The organism is Mangrovimonas sp. ST2L15 (assembly GCF_001280515.1).
In the GTDB taxonomy this organism is placed as follows: Bacteria; Bacteroidota; Bacteroidia; order Flavobacteriales; family Flavobacteriaceae; genus Mangrovimonas; species Mangrovimonas futianensis.
On record NZ_LBIQ01000019.1, the window covers coordinates 117,967 to 139,367 of the forward strand.

At 36.9% G+C, this 21,401-nt stretch carries 17 protein-coding genes; 3 read left to right on the forward strand and 14 right to left on the reverse strand.

The window, feature by feature from the left end; all coding sequences use genetic code 11:
* Nucleotides 1-61 precede the first annotated feature (61 nt).
* Nucleotides 62-979: an AraC family transcriptional regulator gene (locus tag ZA07_RS02235; RefSeq protein ID WP_053970103.1), complete on the forward strand. Its 918-nt coding sequence runs from the start codon at nt 62-64 to the stop codon at nt 977-979.
* Here the strand turns inward: ZA07_RS02235 and ZA07_RS02240 are convergent.
* The 11 genes from ZA07_RS02240 to mnmE form a co-directional block, all read right to left on the reverse strand.
* Nucleotides 957-2,345, reverse strand: coding sequence for a sodium:alanine symporter family protein (locus tag ZA07_RS02240; RefSeq protein ID WP_053970104.1), 1,389 nt, complete (start codon nt 2,343-2,345; stop codon nt 957-959). The two genes, ZA07_RS02235 and ZA07_RS02240, sit on opposite strands and share 23 nt — an antisense overlap.
* Before the next feature lie 149 nt (nt 2,346-2,494).
* Complete coding sequence (locus ZA07_RS02245; RefSeq protein ID WP_053970105.1) at nt 2,495-2,941, reverse strand: heavy-metal-associated domain-containing protein; 447 nt, start codon at nt 2,939-2,941, stop codon at nt 2,495-2,497.
* A 9-nt stretch (nt 2,942-2,950) separates the two neighbouring features.
* Entirely contained in the window at nt 2,951-4,654 is a 1,704-nt protein-coding gene (locus tag ZA07_RS02250; RefSeq protein ID WP_053970106.1) for an efflux RND transporter periplasmic adaptor subunit, read from the reverse strand.
* Nucleotides 4,644-5,126 carry a DUF305 domain-containing protein gene (locus tag ZA07_RS02255; RefSeq protein ID WP_053970107.1) on the reverse strand — a complete coding sequence of 161 codons (483 nt, stop codon included), beginning with the start codon at nt 5,124-5,126 and terminating at the stop codon, nt 4,644-4,646. Before ZA07_RS02255 ends, ZA07_RS02250 begins: the two co-directional genes overlap by 11 nt.
* A gap of 17 nt (nt 5,127-5,143) precedes the next feature.
* The gene (locus tag ZA07_RS02260; protein WP_053970108.1) at nt 5,144-7,645 is read right to left on the reverse strand and encodes a heavy metal translocating P-type ATPase; all 2,502 of its coding nucleotides are present in this window, start codon (nt 7,643-7,645) and stop codon (nt 5,144-5,146) included.
* On the reverse strand, nt 7,642-8,367 hold the full coding sequence (locus ZA07_RS02265; RefSeq protein ID WP_053970109.1) for an acetolactate decarboxylase: 726 nt from the start codon (nt 8,365-8,367) through the stop codon (nt 7,642-7,644). The genes ZA07_RS02260 and ZA07_RS02265 overlap by 4 nt, the downstream gene beginning before the upstream one ends.
* The gene (locus ZA07_RS02270; RefSeq protein ID WP_053970110.1) at nt 8,360-9,592 is read right to left on the reverse strand and encodes a TolC family protein; all 1,233 of its coding nucleotides are present in this window, start codon (nt 9,590-9,592) and stop codon (nt 8,360-8,362) included. Before ZA07_RS02270 ends, ZA07_RS02265 begins: the two co-directional genes overlap by 8 nt.
* Nucleotides 9,589-13,410 carry an efflux RND transporter permease subunit gene (locus ZA07_RS02275; protein ID WP_053970111.1) on the reverse strand — a complete coding sequence of 1,274 codons (3,822 nt, stop codon included), beginning with the start codon at nt 13,408-13,410 and terminating at the stop codon, nt 9,589-9,591. Before ZA07_RS02275 ends, ZA07_RS02270 begins: the two co-directional genes overlap by 4 nt.
* 108 nt (nt 13,411-13,518) lie before the next feature.
* Nucleotides 13,519-13,929 carry a hypothetical protein gene (locus ZA07_RS02280; RefSeq protein WP_231628614.1) on the reverse strand — a complete coding sequence of 137 codons (411 nt, stop codon included), beginning with the start codon at nt 13,927-13,929 and terminating at the stop codon, nt 13,519-13,521.
* A 101-nt stretch (nt 13,930-14,030) separates the two neighbouring features.
* Entirely contained in the window at nt 14,031-14,408 is a 378-nt protein-coding gene (locus ZA07_RS02285) for a hypothetical protein (protein WP_157492031.1), read from the reverse strand.
* Between the two features lie 237 nt (nt 14,409-14,645).
* On the reverse strand, nt 14,646-16,040 hold the full coding sequence (gene mnmE / locus ZA07_RS02290; RefSeq protein ID WP_053970113.1) for a tRNA uridine-5-carboxymethylaminomethyl(34) synthesis GTPase MnmE: 1,395 nt from the start codon (nt 16,038-16,040) through the stop codon (nt 14,646-14,648).
* Between the two features lie 114 nt (nt 16,041-16,154).
* On the opposite strand from mnmE, the gene ZA07_RS02295 reads away from it, so the two are divergent.
* Nucleotides 16,155-17,282 carry a TlpA disulfide reductase family protein gene (locus ZA07_RS02295; protein ID WP_053970114.1) on the forward strand — a complete coding sequence of 376 codons (1,128 nt, stop codon included), beginning with the start codon at nt 16,155-16,157 and terminating at the stop codon, nt 17,280-17,282.
* 57 nt (nt 17,283-17,339) lie between these two features.
* On the opposite strand, the gene ZA07_RS02300 is transcribed toward ZA07_RS02295, so the two are convergent.
* Nucleotides 17,340-17,987 (reverse strand): rhomboid family intramembrane serine protease, encoded by a 648-nt coding sequence (locus ZA07_RS02300; RefSeq protein WP_053970115.1) that lies wholly within the window; start codon nt 17,985-17,987, stop codon nt 17,340-17,342.
* A gap of 64 nt (nt 17,988-18,051) precedes the next feature.
* Here ZA07_RS02300 and ZA07_RS02305 point away from each other — a divergent pair, with 64 nt between their 5' ends.
* Nucleotides 18,052-18,945 (forward strand): lysophospholipid acyltransferase family protein, encoded by an 894-nt coding sequence (locus ZA07_RS02305; RefSeq protein WP_053970116.1) that lies wholly within the window; start codon nt 18,052-18,054, stop codon nt 18,943-18,945.
* Here the strand turns inward: ZA07_RS02305 and glmM are convergent.
* Together glmM and ZA07_RS02315 are read right to left on the reverse strand one after the other, a co-directional pair.
* The gene (gene glmM / locus ZA07_RS02310; protein WP_053970117.1) at nt 18,942-20,330 is read right to left on the reverse strand and encodes a phosphoglucosamine mutase; all 1,389 of its coding nucleotides are present in this window, start codon (nt 20,328-20,330) and stop codon (nt 18,942-18,944) included. The two genes, ZA07_RS02305 and glmM, sit on opposite strands and share 4 nt — an antisense overlap.
* Nucleotides 20,330-21,397, reverse strand: a complete 1,068-nt coding sequence (locus ZA07_RS02315) for an acyltransferase (RefSeq protein ID WP_053970118.1) — start codon at nt 21,395-21,397, stop codon at nt 20,330-20,332. Before ZA07_RS02315 ends, glmM begins: the two co-directional genes overlap by 1 nt.
* Between the last annotated feature and the right edge of the window lie 4 nt (nt 21,398-21,401).

Consider the following 21,401-nt stretch of genomic DNA (forward strand, 5'->3'; position numbering starts at 1 on the left):
TATATTGTTGTACAATTCTATTATCTCCCAATTCCAACATTAGAATTTTGTATCATTGGACATGAATCAACTTTTAAAGCATCATAATACGCATCGAAAAATCACCACTTTGGTTGAAAACAGAACGACCTATAATTCAAACTATGCCGAGTTAAACATTTATGAAACTCATGCCTATGCTGAAAAAGTGTCTTTAAAATTTGATTTTCCTATCATTGCCAGCATGCTAACGGGTAAAAAAGTGATGCACATTGACGGCTTGCCTTCCTTTGATTTTTTCCCTGGTGAATCTGTGGTGATGCCAACTAACAAGGAAATGGTTATTGATTTCCCTTTAGCAAAAGCAGATGATCCTACCCAGTGTTTGGCTTTGGGAATCGACACTGATAAAATTGAAGAAGTGGTTGAAAAGTTCAATAACCATGTTTCTATTGAAGAAGAGAACAACCAATGGAAACTGGATAATAATGCCTCCCACCTTATAAATAATTTAGATGTCAACCATTTAATAGAAAGACTGGTTCTTACATTCACCAATAGTAACAAATCTAAAGACGTCCTATTAGACCTAATGATTCAGGAACTAATTGTTAGGTTGCTTCAAACAAAAGCGAAAGCTTTTCTATTAAATGATACTGAAGGTATATTTAATGACACCCGCATTGGAATGGTTATCAAATACATCAAGAAAAATTTAACCAACAAGGATATAACCGTAGATCTTCTTGCTGAAAAGGCTTGTATGAGTACTTCCCATTTCCATAAAAAATTTAAAAACACTTTGGGAATTTCTCCTATAGATTATATCAATTCTGAAAAAATCAAGTTTTCCAAAAAACTCATCAAGGAATCTGCTGATTTACGTATTTCTGAAATCGCTTTTAAATCTGGATTCAACAATACCAGCTATTTTAACCGACAGTTTAAAAAGCTCGAACTAATGACACCTCAACAATTCAAGAATTCCTTCGAGAAGTAAGATTAATTCTTTCTACATACGCTTTAAATTCTTGAAGTACCTTGGGTGCCAATATCAGTGTGGAAATCATCGTTGGAATAGCCATCAGGGCAAACGCGCCATCCACTAAATTAATCATCATGCTTAGCGGTGTTGCAGCACCTAGTAAAATACTCACTACATAAATATAGTTGTAGTATTTCTTGTTATGCGCTCCGAATAAAAAAGACAAACATTTTGAACCGTAATAAGAAAACGAAAACAGGGAAGACAAACTAAATACCGCCACACAAAGCAACAGCAAGTAACTTCCATAAATAGGTATGGCCTTCTCAAAAGCAGAGGCCGTTAAACTAACCCCATTATCATTGGAGGTTTGCCAAACACCTGTCACCAAGATAGACAATGCTGTCAAGGTACAAACAACAATCGTATCAATAAAAGGACCTAACATGGCCACCAACCCTTCCCTAACGGGCTCTTTGGTTTTCGCAGCTCCATGAGCCATAGGTGCCGTACCAATACCCGCCTCATTTGAAAAAGCGCCTCGTCTTATTCCTAATAAGATAAGGCCTCCTACCATTCCACCTAAAAACTCATCGCCCAAATAGTTTTTGGCTGAAAAGGCATCTGTAAAAATCATTTTGAGATATTTTGGGACTTCGGAAGCGTTAACAAATAAGATAATAAGCACCAAAATAAAATACAGTAAAACCATACTTGGGACCATTCTGGATGCAATTTTTCCAATGCGTTTCAGTCCGCCCAAAATAACCATAGCCGTCAGCACAACCAAAACACCCCCAATCATCAAATTAGTCGTGTCATTTACTCTAATCCCGTTCGGAACCAAGAGAATATCCCCAATGGCTTGAATCAATTGATTGGCATTAAAAACGGGTAGTGCTCCAACCATCCCACAAAAGCTGAAAAGTACCGCTAAAAATTTCCATCGTTTGCCAAGGCCTTCCATAATGACATACATAGGACCACCTTGTAGCTCACCATTAGAATCCTTACCCCGATACATGACAGCCAAAGTGGATGTGAAAAATTTGGTCGCCATTCCTATAAAGGCACTTACCCACATCCAAAAAACAGCCCCAGGACCACCAATGGAAATCGCTACAGCTACTCCCGCAATATTTCCCATTCCAATGGTGGAAGACAAGGCCGTACTTAAGGCTTGAAAGTGACTAATTTCCCCTGGATCATTTGGATCATCATACTTGCCTCTTAAAACGTTGATGGCATGTCCAAAATATATAAATGGAAGCAATCTTGATCGAATCAACAAATACAATCCTCCTCCTATTAACAATATAAGCAAGGGCAGTCCCCAAGCCAGAGAAGCAAATTCAGAAACTATATCATTTAGTCTATCCATTTAATGTTCATTGTAAAAATGCCAAAGGGAAGGCGTTTTAGTAATTATGGCATAAGATAGTAGATTTCATCTGCAAATTACCAATCGGCCATTGACGGATAAAAAAAATCGTCCCAAAAGACGATTTTTTTTATCTGTAACTTGATTAATTAGTGGTCATGACCCGAATGATCTTCCGCTTTAACCTCACCTGTTTGATTCATAGCCATCTCATGATCGTAATGACAACACCCTGGTAATTTCTCATAAGCTTCTAAATCGCCCACCACTTTTTCAGTATCGTATCCAGAGGCAGCGATAGCCTGATGGATCGCCATCAAATCTGTTTTAGATTCATCAAAGGTGACATCGATTTTTTTCTTATCAACATCCCAATTGGCACTGGCAACACCTTCTACACCATTAGCTGCTGTTTCAATGGTACTTTTACACATACCACAATTCCCTCTTACTCCAAAAGTAGCATCGGTCATTGCAATTTCTTCGCTTGCAACAGTAGTGGTATCAGCCACATCCTCGGCTTGTTTCGTTTCATTCTTACAACTTGTGAAAATCATGGCAGCGACAACTGCCAAACTTAAAATTACTCGCTTCATGTTTAAAATTTATTTGTTATAGATTGTTTCTTTTACTTCCCCACATTTCAGCATTTTATCACCAAAATATGGATTCAATATTTCTTTTTCCTTACTCAACCAGTAGGCTCCTTTATCGCTATCTGCCATGGGACAATACTGCTTATAGGTCGTTTCTCCAATTCCAAAGGTTTGGATCGCTTTAATGAGGTTTTCAGACAAAGTTTTAAACCCCATGCGCGCTTCATCTATTTGATTTGTTTGTTTAATCGTCTGGGTACTTGATTTCAAGGCTTTTAAAATCTCCATCCACTCTAGATGAGCCTTATCATTGGTTAACAATTCCATATCAACCGCCTGTGTTTTCTCCTCAAGTTGAGATGCACTGGATTTGGCCAAGTTTAAATCTGTTTGAACCAAAGCATCCTTTAATTCTATATAAGCTTCATAAACTTGTTGCAATTCGTTTTTAAAGGCCTGTGGCACTTCAAATCCGACTTGTGATCGATTACCATTCATCATTGATTTCTTCCCTTGCAATTGTGCCGCAGCATCTACTGTAAAGGTTCCATTTGTTACAATTTCATCTCCCCACGAAAGACCATTCAAAATCTCATAACTATCTCCCTGTTTATTACCTAAAGTCACTTCCCGCATTTCAAAAACAGGTTCATTGGGATTGGTTTTCAAGTAAACGACTGAGCGTTCCCCCGTCCAAAGAATAGCTGATGACGGAACCGTTAAAACTTCATTTGAATTATTATTGACACCTTCAACTTCTGCTGACACAAACATACCAGGTTTAAAAACCGAATCTTTGTTATTTAAAACGACTCTTAAAGTAACCGTACGTGTTTTTGTGTTTAAAATTGGATCAATAAAATCTACTGTTCCTTTGAACGCTTTATTAGGATAGGCATTTGTTGTAACCTTCACCTCCTGACCCTCTTTAAATTGCTCTATTTGGTTTTCATACACATCAAAATGAGCCCAAACAGAATTCAGATTGGCAATTTTCAATAAAGCCTGTCCTTGCTTTACATAATCTCCTGCTTCAACCAATTTATCGGTAACGGTTCCTGAAACATTAGCATATACAGGAAAATTTTCTTTGACCTTCCCTGTTTCTTCTATTTGATTGATTTGACTTTCAGAAAGCTTCCATAATTTTAATTTATTACGAACTGCTTTATATAATTCTGGCTGGGATTCCTTTAGAGATAGTGCTGTGATTAATTCCTGTTGTGCTGCATATAGCTCAGGTGAATAAATGGTAGCAAGAATCTGCCCCTTATTGACCTTTTCACCAGTAAAACTCACATATAATTGTTCTATGCGCCCAGAAAAATAACTGGCTTGCACCTTATTAGCTTCTTCATTTTCTACAAGTTTACCAGATAATTTAGAGGAAAGATTTTCCTTACCTACCCCAACAACACTTGTCTGAATATCGGCTAGGGCCATGGCATTAGGTGTTAACCTAAATTGGTCGGCTGTTAATCCATCAGCTCCGGCTTCAGCAGGAATTAAATCCATTCCACATATGGGGCAATCACCGGGCTCGGGCTGCATAATTTGAGGGTGCATTGAGCAAGTCCACATTTGATTTGATTCTGCTACTTCATCGTGTTTATGGTTTGTGTCCTGTTTTGATGAACCTCCAAAAAGAAACCAACCTATCAATACCCCAGCCAAAAGGAGACCAACGTAAATAATTACTTTGCTATTTTTCATTTTCTAATCGTTTAATCATTGCTTTCATTTCTTCAATTTCCTTCCTTTGAGCTTCAATGATATCATTTGCCAATTTCTTAACCTCCGGATCCTTAATATCGGCTCTTTCACTTGTCAAAATAGCAATGGAATGATGGGGAATCATAGCTTTCATCCAAAGCAAATCACCAATTATAGGTTTCTGCGATCTTACTAGGCCAAAGGCACCTAAAAAAAGTACCAAACTCCCAATCAAAATAACAGCATTCATCCTTTTGTCTTGATACATTTTTCGCATGAAGAACCACATAATAATGGCCATTGTAGAAATTCCCAAACAGGTCATATAAAAACGTGTCAAACTAAAATATACATGATCTATGGAATAGGTATTAAGATACATAGTGATGTACATCGCCACAAATGAGCAAGCCAACATGATAAAAAATACTTTATAATTTCCTTTACCTGATTTTTGATTTGAACTTTCCATAAGACTTTGATTTAATTTTAAATTTTAATATTTCTCAATCGTAACGCGTTAGCAATTACAGAAACGGAACTAAAGCTCATAGCTAAGGCTGCTATCATAGGTGATAATAATATTCCGAAAAACGGAAACAAGATACCTGCTGCCACCGGAACCCCAACCGTATTATAGATCAAAGCAAAAAACAAGTTTTGTTTAATATTGCTCATCACGGCTTCACTTAAATGTCTCGCCTTAACAATTCCATGCAAATCTCCCTTTACAAGAGTAATCATGGCGCTTTCTATAGCTACATCAGTTCCTGTTCCCATGGCGATACCCACATCGCTTTTAGCCAATGCTGGGGCATCATTGATTCCGTCTCCCGCCATAGCCACTACTTTCCCTTCTTTTTGCAATCTTTCCACTTCTTTAAGCTTATCTTCAGGAAGCATCCCAGCCTTAAAACTAGCCAGTTGCAATTCGGATGCCACGGCTTGAGCCGTTTCCTTGTTATCCCCGGTAAGCATGACTACATCAACACCGGAATCCTGAAGTTCTTTTATAGCTTTACTACTAGTCTCTTTTATTTGATCCCCTATAACCACATAGCCAACAACAGATCCATCAACCGCTAAATAAGATACTGTCTTACCTTTTTGTTGGTAGCTTTTAACCACCTCTTCCATTTCTGAAGTTATTTTTGCCTGAGCTTCATCCATCATTTTCGGGTTTCCTAAAGCTACCTTTGAATTTTGAATGTCAGCTTTAACACCTTTACCAGTTACAGCACTAAAATTACTAGCCTTTAGAATATCGGCGCCGTTTGACTTGCCATACTTTACAGTTGCATCTGCTAGAGGATGTTCACTATGGCTGTTTATCGAGACGATGTAATCAAGAACTTGTTTGTCATCAAAACCATACCTAAAGGCCCCTACCTTTTCCACAGTAGGTTTGCCTTCTGTAATGGTTCCAGTTTTATCAATTATAAGGGTGGTTACCTGATTCATTTTTTCAAGTGCCTCAGCATTTTTGATCAAAACACCATGTTGAGCTCCTTTCCCAACGCCAACCATCACAGACATAGGAGTGGCTAATCCAAGAGCACAAGGACAAGCTATAATCAAAACGGCAATGGCATTTACCAATGCAAACACATAAGCGGGATCTGGACCAAAAATGGCCCATACAATGAAGGTAATTACAGAAATCAACACTACAATTGGAACAAAATAAGATGATATTCTATCGGCCAACCTCTGAATAGGTGCTCTACTTCTACTGGCATCATTTACCAATTTGATAATTTGGGACAATAGTGTATCACTACCTATTTTTTCGGCCTTCATCAAAAACATTTGATTACCGTTTATGGTTCCACTACTTACATGATCACCTTCCGCTTTATTGACCGGGATTGGCTCCCCTGTGATCATGGATTCGTCAATACTACTGTCACCCTCGGTAATGACACCGTCAACAGGAATTTTATCCCCTGGTTTAACTTTCAAAACATCTCCAACTTCGATAGCATCTATTGACACCTCAACCTCATCTCCATCTACTACTTTAATGGCTTTATTCGGGGCCAACTTAAGTAATTCCTTCACCGCTGCGTTGGTCTTACTGTGCGCTCTTGCTTCCAAAACCTGCCCTAAGAGTACCAAGGTTAGAATAACGGTAGCAGCCTCAAAATATACATGAACCGTCCCCGTTTCAGTTTTGAACTGAGCTGGAAAAAAATCGGGGAATAACAAACCAAATACACTAAAGATCCATGCAACACCTGCACCGATCCCTATGAGTGTAAACATGTTTAAATTCCAAGTTTTGATACTGCGATATGCGCGCTCAAAGAACATCCATGTGGCGTAAAAAACCACTGGTATTGAAAGTCCTAACTGTATCCAATTCCAATACTCTTGTTCTAAAATGTCATACAATGGATTGTTGTTAAGCATTTCGCTCATGGCAATCAAGAATACCGGCAACGTAAAGGCTACAGCAATCCATAATTTTCTTAAAAGCTTTTTATAATTTTTCTCTTCAGCAGAAAGGTCAGGTTTCTTTGGTACCAAATCCATTCCGCAAATGGGACATGAACCAGCTTCATCTTTGACAATTTCTGGATGCATGGGGCAGGTCCATTGTTCTGATTCTGTATTTGAAAAACACTGCTCTTCTACCAAATCCATCCCACAAACAGGACAATCGCCAGGCTTGTCGTAAGTTTTGTCACCTTCACAATGCATGGGACAATAAAATGTGCCGGTGCCTATGCCTTTAGGTGTATTATCAGCTTCAACTTTTGATTGATGATGATGTTCACCTTGATTATGGATACTATATCTATCACCTTCATCTTTTAATGCCTTTTGAAATGTTTCTAAAGGAATATGCTGCTCCATTTCTATAATGGCTTCAGATTTTTCTAAATTAACCGTTGCCTTTGAAACACCTTGGACTTTTAAAAGTGTTTCCTCTACGTGACTGCGACAACCGTTACAGGTCATTCCGTGTATATGATAGATATATGTCATTGTTTTGGCAATTTCAAGGTTATTGAACTGCTTGTATTTAAGTCATCAATATGACCAGCCAACTTATTATCATTCGTTTTAAAATGCATATGCATATTTGTTGTATGATGCGTAAAGATGGTCTTATGCTTCGTTGAATAAAATCCTATTATTTGAACCTCTTCGTTTTGAAGCGTTCCATTTAAACCAGAATTCTTGTGCTTCTCATGGCTATGAACGGTATCTCCATCCTCCCAATCTATAACGTGCCAATCCAATGAACCTATGGCGCCTTCCAATAGGAACGAAAATGGCTTTTCAACATTTATAGCTTGTTCCTTTGCCAATTCATATATGAGAGCTTCTAATTCTTTTTTATTTAAATTCCCATCTATCCTTTGTTCTTCCCATTCCTTTACACAGGCATAAACCAACAATGAGCCTCCTTGGTCAAAAGAATCTGAAATAACTATGCTTCCATTCTTCACAGAACTATTGCTTGGTTGCCCATTGAATATTTGTATTTCACCTTTTAAGTTTTCAGCAGCACCAAGGGCATAAAGGTTATCTAGTTTTGAAAGACTATCCAATTCAATGACAGATTGAATATCACCAGACATAATAGTCTTCAAGGCTCCTGAATACCTTACCTCAACTACTTTTGAATCTTCCTTATTTCCTCTGCAAGAAATAATGAATAATCCAATCAACAGAAATAGGTATGTGAAAATAGATTTATTCATGACGGTTTGTTAAATAATTTATGATGGTACTCTGCACATAATAGGCTTTTACAGCCTCAATTTGATTCACCTCAAACTTGAATTGCAATTCTTGGATATCCAAAAGATCATTAAAATCAATTGTTCCGGTTTCATAGTTCTTTATTAAAATGTCTTCGGCATTATTGGCCTGTTTTAAGTTTTTGGATTGGGTATCAAAGCTTATTCTTGCAGCATGACGTTCATTTATGGCTTGATCCAAACGCGTTTCCAATACATTTAGACGCTCTTGCTTTTGATAATTTATTTGTTGTTGCTGAAATTCATTTTGTTTGGAAACCGATTTGTATCTATTATTAAATATGGGTATCGAAAGGGATACCATAGGCATAATAATATCCTTACCATTATCAGAGAAGGTCATATCTGGACGTTTTTCAACATTGATATAATCCAAGCCAAAACCAATCATAGGACTACTCTCTTTTTGATTGAGCAACTCGGACTGTTCCACAGATTGGAACAACTTATCGTACTTTATCAGCTCTGGGTGTACCTTTAAATCTTCCGTGTTGACATCTACCTCTTCCGAAGGAATAAAAAGTACTGATACCACATTTATTTCTTCATTCTTTTCTTTATTAAGAAGTTTATTAAAAGTGGTTTGCTCAGATACATATTGCTGCTGAAGGACTTCTATTAATTGTTGCATATCGTTTTTACGCATTTGAAGCTTCAAAACATCAACCGCCGACGCTTTGCCAACCTCAACGAATGTTAAGGCCATGGTTTCATAGGTTTCCAAAAGGTCAATGTTTTCCAATAGTATACTTTGTTTCGCTTTATTGGCATATAACCTGTAATAAGATTGAGCTACTGAAGCCATTAATTGGCGTTTGGCAATGACTACATCTTCATACTTAGCATCTGCCAATAAATTCATATAAGTTTCTCGAGAAGTAATGGTTCCAAACCATGGCAACATTTGTTTGGCCGACACCTTAAAACGTTGGGCTCCCGTACGGGTTTCTGGTTCGCTTACAAAGTACCCCACACCAAACTCGGTATTTGGAACTACATTTACTTCGTTCACCTTTTCGGAAACAATCTGATATTGCACTTCAAACTTTGCAATTTCTGGATTGTTAGTCCATGCCTCATCTATATAAGACTGTAATTGTTGGGCCCTTCCTTTTGAGGAAAAGAGCATTGTGACCAAAATAAATAATGTAATTAATTGTTTCATTTGATTGATCTTTTAAGTTGTATTTCCGCTTTCCAACTGTACAGAACAGGAACAACAAACAACGTAATTAAAGCGATAAGCATACCTCCAAAACTTGGGATGGCCATGGGAATCATAATATCACTCCCACGACCTGTAGAAGTCAAAACTGGTAATAAAGCCAAAAGTGTTGTAGCTGTAGTCATTAAACACGGACGAATACGTTTCTCACCCGCTTCAACTACTGAAGCTCTTATTCCTTTTTTACTTTCAGGAGTATTTCTTTGAAAGGTCTGGGTCAAGTAGGTAGCCATCACAACGCCATCATCGGTTGCAATTCCAAAAAGGGCAATAAATCCAACCCAAACAGCCACACTTAAATTAATAGGGTGCATTTGGAACAAGTCTCTAAGATTTTCTCCAAAAAAACTAAAGTTCAAAAACCACGACTGTCCATATAGCCAAATCATTAAAAATCCACCTGCAAATGCTACGGCAATACCCGTAAATACCATTAATGAAGTTGCAACAGAACGGAATTGGAAATACAGGATTAAAAAGATAATCAGTAATGCCAAGGGAACAACAACAGACAAGGTCTTTTCGGCTCGCAATTGATTTTCATAGCTTCCTGTAAATTGGTAATTGATACCTTTTGGAACAATGAGGTCACCGGAATCTATTTTACTTTGAATCAAAGCTTGAGCATTCTCAACAACATCAACCTCAGCAAACCCATCTTGCTTATCAAACAACACATAGCCTACCAAAAAAGTGTCCTCGCTTTTAATCACCTGTGGCCCTTGCTCATATCTTATTGTTGCCAATTCCGCCAGTGGAACAGGACTCCCACTTTCAACAGGAATATAAATTTGCTCTAAATCGGTTGGATTAGCCCGTAATTCCCGTGGGTAACGCACACGTACGCCATAGCGCTCACGACCTTCAACGGTTTGAGTTAAAGACATGCCACCAACGGCCACTTTTAAAACATTTTGCACTTCCTCTATGCTAACGCCATAACGTGCAATCTTTTCTCTATCGATATCAATAAGTAAATAAGGCTTTCCTACAATTCTATCTGCAAAAACTGCCTCTTCTTTCACACCTTCCGCTTGTTTTAAAATGGTTTCCAATTGCACCCCAAAGGCTTCAATTTGTTTTAAATCTTGCCCTTTTACTTTAATTCCCATAGGAGCACGCATCCCTGTTTGCAGCATGACCAAGCGAGTTTCAATAGGTTGCAATTTTGGCGCCGAGGTTACCCCAGGCAACTTAGTAACTTTTACAATCTCATTCCATATGTCATCAGGCGATTGAATTTCTGGTCGCCAGTTTCGAAAAAATTCGCCTTCATTGTCTGGAATAAGCATTGCAGATGTCACATCGAGCGCAGTCGAGATGTCGCTTCTGTTCTCGACTGCGCTCGAACTGACAGCATTGTTAGGATTTGCAATAAAACGACCATCTTTCAGCTCATACAATCCATCACTGTTGACTCTATAGCGTTGGCGTTCTCCCTTCTCATTCAACATGTATTCTGGTTTATATTGAATGATATTTTCATACATAGATAATGGAGCTGGATCCAATGCCGATTCCGTTCTACCCGCTTTACCTACAACCGTTTCAATATCAGGAATACTAGCTACGGCCATATCCAATTGCTGCAACACACGTTTGTTTTCCTCGACACCAGAATGTGGCATAGACGTTGGCATTAAAAGAAAAGAACCTTCATTTAGGGAAGGCATAAACTCCTTTCCTGTGTTTTTCATAATGAAAAATCCAGCAATGACTATAGCCGTGGGAATAGACAGAAATAGTAATTTATTGTCTAAACACCATCTTAAAATACGTATGTAATATGTAATGAACAATGAGAAAACCCCTAACAAACCAAAACAAATAATGGCTACGAAAATGAGATTTAAAAAGATGCTTTCATTGACACCCAATGGTCGCCAATACTCCGCCAACAAGAACACGATTGCCGAAGCTGAAATAATAATATTGGCCAAGTTGGCCTGCTTTTCTGTAATCCTATTTTGAAGATTTAAAAAGGCCGTAACACCAAATGCGATTAGAACAACTCCCAACCAATATCCATAAAAAATAGCCAAGACACCTAAAGCAATTAAAACACCATTTAAAACATATTTAAATTGTTTTTGAAGGCTCTTTTTTCGGAATAAAAAAGCTGCAAAAGGCGGGATTAAAAATAAGGCTACGATGATAGAAGCCGTTAAAGCAAAGGTCTTGGTAAATGCTAAGGGACGAAATAATTTACCCTCAGCACCAATCATGGTAAATACAGGAATGAAACTAATAATAGTCGTCATAACTGCGGTTACAATAGCCCCAGAAACTTCCGCAGTCGCATTGTATACAATTTGATTGCTACTTTGTACACTAGAAGTTAGAGGTTGGAGGGTAGATGGCTCCTTCTTGGAAGTTGGATTCCATACTTCTAATATCGAGTCTCCAGCTTCCAATTTTCCGGCTTCATCAAAATGGCGTATAATATTTTCTGAAAGAATAACACCTACATCCACCATGGTACCAATAGCAATTGCTATACCTGATAATGCTACGATATTGGCATCGACTCCAAAGAGTTTCATCGCAATGAAAACCAACAAAACGGCAACCGGCAATAACCCTGAAATAAGCACCGAGGCACGTAGATTAAATACCATTATGATAATGACCAAAATGGTAATTAATATTTCTAAGGTTAATGCTTCATTAAGTGTTCCTAAAGTCTCTTGAATAAGTTCTGTTCTATCGTAGAATGGAACGATGGTAACTTGAGAGGCTCTACCATCTGCCAATGTTTTGGTTGGTAGGCCAGCACTTAGCTCATTGATTTTAGCTTTTACATTGTTAATGACCTCCATAGGGTTTGCACCATAACGCGCTACGATAACACCACCAACTACCTCAGCTCCTTCCTTATCCAAAATACCCCGTCTTGCTGCAGGACCTAGAGATACCTTGGCCACATCTTTAATCTTGATAGCTGTGTAATTTTCTGAAGTCACTACAGCATTCTCAATGTCTGATATGGATTTAACATAACCCAAACCACGCACCAAATATTCAGCTTGATTGATTTCTAAAGTCTGTGCCCCAATATCTCTGTTACTTTCCTTGACCGCCGTTACAATTTGGCCAAGACCAATTTGGTATTGTCGCATCAATTCTGGATTGACATCAATCTGATATTCTTGCTCATATCCTCCAATGGAAGCTACTTCTGAAACACCAATTGCCGAGGATAAAGCGTATTTTACATAGTAGTCTTGAATGCTACGTAACTCGTGCAAGTCCCAACCACCTGTGACATTTCCATTTTCATCCCGACCTTCCAAGGTATACCAAAATATTTGTCCGAGACCAGTTGCATCTGGACCAAGAGTGGGATTGACATCCTCTGGTAACAAACCACTTGGCAACGAATTGAGTTTTTCAAGTATCCGACTTCTACTCCAATAAAATTCCACATCCTCTTCAAAGATGATATAGATACTAGAAAACCCAAACATGGAGGAGCTACGAATGGTTTTTACGCCAGGAATACCTAATAACGATGTCATTAACGGATACGTAATTTGGTCTTCAATATCTTGTGGTGAGCGACCATCCCATTTGGTAAATACAATTTGTTGGTTCTCACCAATATCTGGGATAGCATCTACCGCAACTGGATCATTAGGAAGAAATCCTGTATCCCAATTAAAAGGTGCATGTACGGTTCCCCATCCTACAAAAAGGACGAGTAACAGGACTGCGACAAGTTTATTCTCGATTAAAAATTTGATGCTTTTATTTAGCATATTTTCTGATTGTTAAACCGTGAGACATTGGCGTTACAACAACACCGGATACAACAAATTATCCTTACAACCATTCGGTTAAAAGATAATCTAGTCTAAAGTTTAAAATCAAATTAAATAGGTCTCGTCAATCTTGAAGATTTGCCTGACAACGAGAGGTGGTTTGTATGCTTCGTAGGAAGTAACATTTTCATCTATCCCTTCAAAAAGATTGATATATGAATATACAAATGAGGTGATAAAAACTTGTTGATCAAATGAAACTTTGTCTATAGTTTGCAGTTCGTCTTGCCCATCAACTACCAATTGTTTATCGTTACAACAACTTTTTTTGCTAATGGCACAACCATCGCTTGCTGGTTTTTCCATCTCCATGCCACAACCTTTTGCCTTGTGGAATACAGCAGTCTCAACAAGCTTATCGCCACAATGATGCATATTTACAGTAAATGACATGGTAGAGAAAAGCACCACCATAGCCATTACAAAAGATACTGTTTTATGCAATAATTGTTTCATAAGTAGTACGAAATTACAAAAAATTAAGAAACCGGTGCCTTGTTTAACAAATGTTAGGCAATTTTCAACCCTAATCTGAGTGGAAATTTTAACTCAAATTTTTAATCATCTCCATCAAGGCACTTATTTTTGATAACAAAAACTTCGTCTTTTGGCGTGGAAAGATTGATAAACCCATCAAGATAATAACCATCTGTTGGGTTGCCCTCTACATAGTCAACATAAATTTCTACACATGCTTCTTCACCTCCATCATAAATTTCGTTAAGCCTGGTATATTCATCAGAATCTATTTGGACTTCATCTGGTTCATCCGAACAGTCAATAAAATGTAGCTTCACATAATACTCATTAGGACAAGCAGATGCCATATCAGATAAATATGTTCCAAGTCCATCAAAGAGATCTATTTCAGTGCTTTTTGATGAACAATTTGAAAAAAGCGCTATGACTATAAATAATACAATATACCTTTTCATGACTATAAGTTTTGATTCAACTTGAATGTTTACCTACATTCTTACAACACCAAAGGAAATAAATCCTTAAAAGACCTTTATCCTATTTTATAGTTCAAGCATGAAATGGGATGTCTTGGATAAATTAGGACGTCTTATTAAGTCCTTAAATTTTATTAAAACAACAAAAAACACCAAATAAAAAAACCCTTATAAAATAAGGGCTTTCTGTGTTTTGTTTTGTGATATTTTGTGTATTTACTTTCCGATACAGAAGTTAGCAAAGATATTCCCTAGTAGTTCGTCATTGGTGACCTGCCCTGTAATCTCTCCAAAGTGATACAAAGCCTCCCGAATATCTATAGCCATTAAATCTCCCGACAGTCCAGAATCCAAGCCATACTTTACCTTTTGCATCTCTTCCATAGCCTTTAACAAGGCATCATAGTGACGGGTATTGGTGACAATCGTTTCGTTGTTTCTTAAAGCACCAGTGTTAATTAGGTTGAGTAACTTATCGGTTAAGGCCTCTACCCCAAATCCAGTCTTAGCAGAAAGTAAGTGCAACTGCTCAATTTCAGAAGTTATAGATTCTATTTCTGTTTCAGAAAGCATATCCACCTTATTCGCTATGATGATAATAGGCTTCTGTGGATACTTATTTTTTATCTTTTCGATTTCAACCTGAAAACCTTTCAAGTAATTGGCTTTTTTTAATTGTAGGCCATCTGCTAGAAATATGACGACTTGTGCTTGTTCAATTTTTTCAAAGGTTTTTTTGATACCGATGCTCTCAACCACATCTTCCGTTTCCCTAATCCCAGCCGTATCAATAAATCGAAAGCCTATTCCTCCTATGGAAATTTCATCCTCAATAGTGTCTCTCGTCGTCCCAGCTATATCACTAACAATGGCTCGTTCCTCATTTAAGAGCGCATTCAACAACGTTGATTTCCCAACATTGGGCTCTCCCACTATAGCCACAGGAATCCCATTTTTAATCACATTACCAACTGCAAAGGAGTCTATCAATCGCTTTAAAACAAAAAGAATGCGTTCCACCAAATCTTTAAATTGCGTACGGTCTGCAAACTCCACATCCTCTTCTGCAAAATCCAATTCCAACTCAATAAGCGATGCAAAATTCAAAAGCTCTTCTCTTAGTTTGGCGATTTCATTTGAAAACCCACCCCGCATTTGCGACATGGCCAATTTATGGGACGCTTCATTATCACTCGCTATCAAGTCGGCTACCGCCTCGGCTTGGCTTAAATCCAGTTTACCATTTAAAAAAGCTCTAAGGGTAAACTCACCAGGTTGGGCCATTCGGCATCCGCGACGCAAAAAAAGTTGCAAAATTTCCTGCTGAATAAAACTAGAACCGTGACAACTTATTTCAACCACATTCTCACCAGTGTAAGAGTGTGGATTTTTAAAAACAGTAACCAAAACCTCATCGATAACCCTTTCAGAATCCAAAATGTGGCCTAGATGCACCGTGTGTGTTTTTTGATCTGTCAACTGTTTACCATGAATGGATTTAAAAACACCCGAAGCCATTTCTATAGCCTGCTTACCTGAAATTCTTAAAACTGCAATGGCCCCTACACCAGATGCCGTAGCGAGCGCAATGATGTTGTCATCTTGTACCATACAGCAAAAGTACTAAATGGCTTTTAATAAGCATCTTCATTATTAGGCAGATATTAACAAACATTATTTAGAAGAACCGTTATATTTGTGCCAAACTTTAATAAAAAATAGATTATGTCTAGAAATTTATTTGCCATTATGGCAATAACTACCATGTTTTTATCCTGTAAGAATGAAAAACAGGATGGCTACAGTATTAAGGGTACGATAGATGCATCAGCCAATGGTAAAAAAGTGCTTTTGGTTAAGAATGAAAGAATGCAAAAAATAACAGTTGATTCTACTACTGTTCAAGATGGAAAGATTCTGATGCAAGGAAAAGTGGAGTCTCCAGATTTTTATTTGGTGACCATTGATGGATTAAATATGGGATTGCCTTTAGTGGTTGAAAACACAGAAATGGATATTGAATTCTACAAAGATAGCCTTCCTAAATCTAAGGTTACTGGTAGTAAAGAAAATGACTTATTAGGTGAGTTTAGATTAAACAGCGAGCCAGCAAGAAAGGTGAATGCTGAATTAGGACAAAAATATGCCATCGCTCAACAAAAGCAAGATACCATCACGATGGATCAGGTGAAAGCCACTTATGATAGTGTGATTGCCATCATGAATGAAAAGAACGTAAAGCTTGTAAAAGAAAATACTGATTTAGTAACTAGTATGGCTTTCTTAGATAATTTATCTTCTTCAGGTGTTGTAAAAACCAATGAAGCAAAATCCATCTTTGACAGTTTTACTGAAGAAGTTAAAGAAAGTCGTGTTGGAAAAGAAGTAGGTGAAAAAATAGAAGCTGCTATGGTTACTGCCGAAGGAAGTATGGCTCCTGATTTTAGTGCACCAACTCCTGCTGGTGATACCTTAGCATTGAAAGATGTGATGGGAAAAGTAACTATCATTGATTTTTGGGCAGCATGGTGTGGACCATGTAGAAAAGAAAATCCGCATGTAGTGGAGATCTATAACAAATACCATGAACAAGGTCTTGAAATCATTGGTGTTTCACTGGATGGTACGCCTAGACAAAAAGACGCAAAACAAGAATGGTTAGACGCCATTGAAAAGGATGGACTTACATGGCATCAAGTTTCCAACCTATCTTATTTTAATGATCCTATTGCTAAACAATATAATATCCAAGCTATCCCTGCAACTTTTGTATTGGACAGTGAAGGTAAAATCGTTGCTAAAAATTTAAGAGGTGAAGAGCTTGACAAAAAAGTAGCCGAATTACTTCAGTAATTTAAAGTAAGACACAGAATAAAAAAGCCCTCCAAGTTTGGAGGGCTTTTTTCATATTTAGATTTTATTCATTTTCTTCAAAACAAACAATAGCACTATTGGAATCAATAATAAAATAATCATGGTTAAATGGGTTTCAAAGAGCCACGAAGCTAGCATCAATGTTATGACATAACCACCAATTGCTCCGCCAAAATGGGCATCATGACCAATATTACCTACTCTACTTTTCATACCATATATGGTATAAAGCAGATATGCAATCCCGAAAATATAAGCAGGAATCGGAATTACTAAAAACAAGTAAATTGTTAAATCTGGACGAAGCAAAATTGCAGAATAAATGACTCCCATAACGGCTCCACTGGCCCCTACTGCACTGTAATAATATTCATTTTTATGAAAGTATAAAGACAATAAATTACCCAATAGCAAACTTCCTACATAGACAATTATAAAATTGATATTACCTAAATAGGCCAATACCACATTTGCAAAAAAGTAAAGCGTAAACATATTAAAAACCAAATGGGCTACATCCACATGTAAAAAACCAGAACTAAACATTCTAATTTGCTCCCCCCTTCTAATGGCTCCCACATTAAATTTATATTTTTCAAAGAAACCAAAATCACCAAACCCTTTATAGGATATTAGCACATTGGCCGCGATTATAATAATGGTCACGATACTTAAATTGCCCATAAATACATTAAATTATCAATAAAAATAAAGGTTATATTTGCCAATGCAAATCTAATATTTATTCATGCAATTTATTGCTTACATTTTAATTTATCCAATACTTTGGATAATCTCTATAATGCCTTTTAGGATTCTATATGCCATATCCGATGGTGTTTATTTATTGTTATACTATGTCATTGGCTATCGCAAAAATATTGTCAGGGACAACATTAAATTGGTCTTCCCAGAAAAATCTGATCAGGAAATTAAATCGATTACAAAGAAATTCTACCACCACATGTGCGATTTGTTTCTTGAGATGATTAAAACACTTACAGCCTCAAGAAGGGAGCTTGCAAAGCGATTTGTACTTAAAAATCCTGAAACCTTAAAAAAACTGGAAGCAACCGACAATAGTATTGTTGTTATGTATGGCCATTATGCTAGTTACGAATGGTCGATCATATTACAAGCCATCGCTAATAATCCAGCACTAGGGATTTACAAGACTATTGCAAACAAATATTTCGATAAATTGGTAAGACGTATTCGTTCAAAATACAATTCTACCTTAGTGGATTCTAAACAAGCATTAAAGCGTATTGAAGAACTTCACGAAAAAAAAGAAGCCAAACTGATTGCTTTTATAAGCGATCAATCTCCGAAATTAAAACCAAATAACTATTGGGGAGAATTTATGGGAGTTACTATCCCGTGTTTTATTGGGGCTGAGCTCACATCTAAAAAATACGATTACCCCATCACCTATCTAAAAATTGATAAAGTTAAAAGGGGTTATTATGAATCTGAGCTCATCGTATTATCTGAAAACCCAAGAGAAGTTCCTGATTTTGAAATCACCGAAAGTTTTAACCGTATTTTAGAAAAACAAATAAAAGAAGCCCCTGAGTTTTACTTATGGACTCACAAGCGATGGAAACATCGTCATGAGGCTCCTGCTTTAAAAAATAATTAGGAATCAGCTATTTTCTTTAATTCAGAAATAAATCTATCGGCTAATTCATCAGCTTCATTCTGTGATTTAGCTTCGGTGTATATACGGATAATCGGCTCAGTGTTACTTTTTCTTAGGTGCACCCAGTTTTCAGGAAAATCAATTTTAACACCATCGATAGTTGTTAGGTTTTCTTCAGAGTAATTCGCTTCAATGGTTTTTAAAATACCATCCACGTCTAAATCAGGAGTCAACTCAATTTTCTTCTTGCTCATAAAATAGCTAGGATATGTTTTTCTTAAGTCACTCACCGCCATTTTACGTTCTGCCAAAAGACTTAAAAACAAAGCAACCCCTACCAAGGCATCTCTACCGTAATGAAGCTCAGGGTAAATAATTCCTCCATTTCCTTCGCCTCCAATAACGACTTGATTCTTCTTCATGAGAGTAACCACATTTACTTCTCCTACGGCACTGGCTTCATAAGTCCCTCCGTGTTTTTCGGTTACATCTCTTAGAGCCCTAGTAGAACTCATATTACTTACGGTGTTACCAGGATGTTTGTCCAAAACGTAATCGGCACAAGCCACTAAGGTATACTCCTCGCCAAACATATGACCATTTTCATCCATAAATGCTAATCTATCAACATCTGGATCTACCACGATTCCCAAATCAGCATGTTCTTTTACTACTGCTTGAGACAAATCGGTTAAATGCTCTTTTAAAGGTTCGGGATTGTGAGGAAATTGACCATTAGGCTCACAATATAATTCCACAACATCTACACCCAATCGTTCCAATAATCTAGGAATGGCAATCCCTCCCGTGGAATTCACACCATCAACAACCACTTTAAATTTAGCCTTTTCTATGGCTGATTTATTAACCAACTTGAGGTTTAATACCTCATCAATATGTAAATCGATATAAGCATCATTTTTGGTGATTTTTCCAAGCGCATCCACTTCTGAAAACGACATAGCCTGACTTTCTGCAATTTTTAAAATTTGCTCGCCATCTGCCCCATTTAAAAACTCACCCTTTTCATTCAAAAGTTTTAGAGCATTCCATTGTTTTGGGTTATGGCTTGCCGTTAATATAATGCCTCCATCAGCATGCTCCATAGGAACAGCAACTTCAACGGTGGGTGTTGTAGATAATCCCAAATCAACAACGTGAATTCCCATACCTACCAAGGTATTCATCACCAAACTCTGTATCATTTCTCCTGATATTCTGGCATCTCTCCCCACTACTACCTTATAATTCTCCTTTTGTCGGTATTGCTTAAGCCATGTTCCGTAAGCAGCGGCAAAAGTTACTGTGTCAATAGGCGTTAAATTAGTTCCCACTTCACCTCCAATAGTCCCACGAATTCCTGAAATTGATTTTATAAGAGTCATTATCTGAATTTATTTTTAATTTTTAAAAATTTTAGCTCAAAATATTTATATGATAAATGTGCCATAATTATTGTTAGTACAAAAGTCATAATATAAATAAGAACAATCGTTAAATTGTCATTTAAATTTTTATTCTCATAGACCTTCAATATTAAAAACACACTAAAGTTTAGAGCAATGATGTGATACATATAGATTCCATAAGATATCCGCCCTAAATAATTTAAAATAGAATTTTTAATCTGTTTACCTATATTATTATAAGCTAATGTATGTATAAGCAAACAAAACAGTAACGTGCTCAAGAGGTTATAAAGAAATCTGTTTTCTAATACAAACCAATTGGTAGTAAAGTAAATAACATTCAAAATAACAATGAATACAGGTAGTATCTTATTTGAATAAAGAAATTTAAGTCTCTTTTCCTCTTCCAAGATAGCCACCACACCTCCTGCTATTAGAAAAAAGTAAACAAACCTATATATTTTCAAAAAAGGAATTAATTCGGAATGAAATAAAATGAAATAGCCAAAAAATATAAGGCCCAGACCTTTTAAAATTCTATTAACTGGTATTATAAAGAGAATCGGTGCTATCAAAATGTAAAATTGTTCCTCAATTCCTATAGACCAGAGGACAGCCAAAATTCCTCCAGGATCATAAATTTTCTCAAAAACATTAGCTAAAAAAAAGACATTGTAAAACAAAGCTTGTTCAATCGAATATTTAATTTCAAAATTTATCCCTAAAAAAGGCAACAAGGCATGGTAAAAAAAAATTCCAAAAAGAAAAATTAGATAATATAAAGGGAAAATTCTAAGTATCCGTCTCATATAAAATTTTCGAATTGAAAATTGGCCAACTTGCCTCTTAAAATAAATAAGTCTAATAATCAGGAAACCACTTAGCACAAAAAAAACATAAACCGCTTCGGTTCCCTTTTGGAATAATGGAATACCTTCCAAATAAGGCAACCCTTGATTTTCACTTAATTGCGGAATGTGAAACAAGACGACAATTGATGCTAAAACAAATCTTAGAGGATCTAAATTTGGAAGTCTTTTCAAAGAG

What these genes read in the sequence shown, in the direction of transcription:
- ZA07_RS02235 (WP_053970103.1), top strand. Translation starts at nt 62, where the DNA reads ATGAATCAACTTTTAAAGCATCATAATACGCATCGAAAAATCACCACT.
- ZA07_RS02240 (WP_053970104.1), bottom strand. Translation starts at nt 2,345, where the DNA reads ATGGATAGACTAAATGATATAGTTTCTGAATTTGCTTCTCTGGCTTGG.
- ZA07_RS02245 (WP_053970105.1), bottom strand. Translation starts at nt 2,941, where the DNA reads ATGAAGCGAGTAATTTTAAGTTTGGCAGTTGTCGCTGCCATGATTTTC.
- ZA07_RS02250 (WP_053970106.1), bottom strand. Translation starts at nt 4,654, where the DNA reads ATGAAAAATAGCAAAGTAATTATTTACGTTGGTCTCCTTTTGGCTGGG.
- ZA07_RS02255 (WP_053970107.1), bottom strand. Translation starts at nt 5,126, where the DNA reads ATGGAAAGTTCAAATCAAAAATCAGGTAAAGGAAATTATAAAGTATTT.
- ZA07_RS02260 (WP_053970108.1), bottom strand. Translation starts at nt 7,645, where the DNA reads ATGACATATATCTATCATATACACGGAATGACCTGTAACGGTTGTCGC.
- ZA07_RS02265 (WP_053970109.1), bottom strand. Translation starts at nt 8,367, where the DNA reads ATGAATAAATCTATTTTCACATACCTATTTCTGTTGATTGGATTATTC.
- ZA07_RS02270 (WP_053970110.1), bottom strand. Translation starts at nt 9,592, where the DNA reads ATGAAACAATTAATTACATTATTTATTTTGGTCACAATGCTCTTTTCC.
- ZA07_RS02275 (WP_053970111.1), bottom strand. Translation starts at nt 13,410, where the DNA reads ATGCTAAATAAAAGCATCAAATTTTTAATCGAGAATAAACTTGTCGCA.
- ZA07_RS02280 (WP_231628614.1), bottom strand. Translation starts at nt 13,929, where the DNA reads ATGAAACAATTATTGCATAAAACAGTATCTTTTGTAATGGCTATGGTG.
- ZA07_RS02285 (WP_157492031.1), bottom strand. Translation starts at nt 14,408, where the DNA reads ATGAAAAGGTATATTGTATTATTTATAGTCATAGCGCTTTTTTCAAAT.
- mnmE (WP_053970113.1), bottom strand. Translation starts at nt 16,040, where the DNA reads ATGGTACAAGATGACAACATCATTGCGCTCGCTACGGCATCTGGTGTA.
- ZA07_RS02295 (WP_053970114.1), top strand. Translation starts at nt 16,155, where the DNA reads ATGTCTAGAAATTTATTTGCCATTATGGCAATAACTACCATGTTTTTA.
- ZA07_RS02300 (WP_053970115.1), bottom strand. Translation starts at nt 17,987, where the DNA reads ATGGGCAATTTAAGTATCGTGACCATTATTATAATCGCGGCCAATGTG.
- ZA07_RS02305 (WP_053970116.1), top strand. Translation starts at nt 18,052, where the DNA reads ATGCAATTTATTGCTTACATTTTAATTTATCCAATACTTTGGATAATC.
- glmM (WP_053970117.1), bottom strand. Translation starts at nt 20,330, where the DNA reads ATGACTCTTATAAAATCAATTTCAGGAATTCGTGGGACTATTGGAGGT.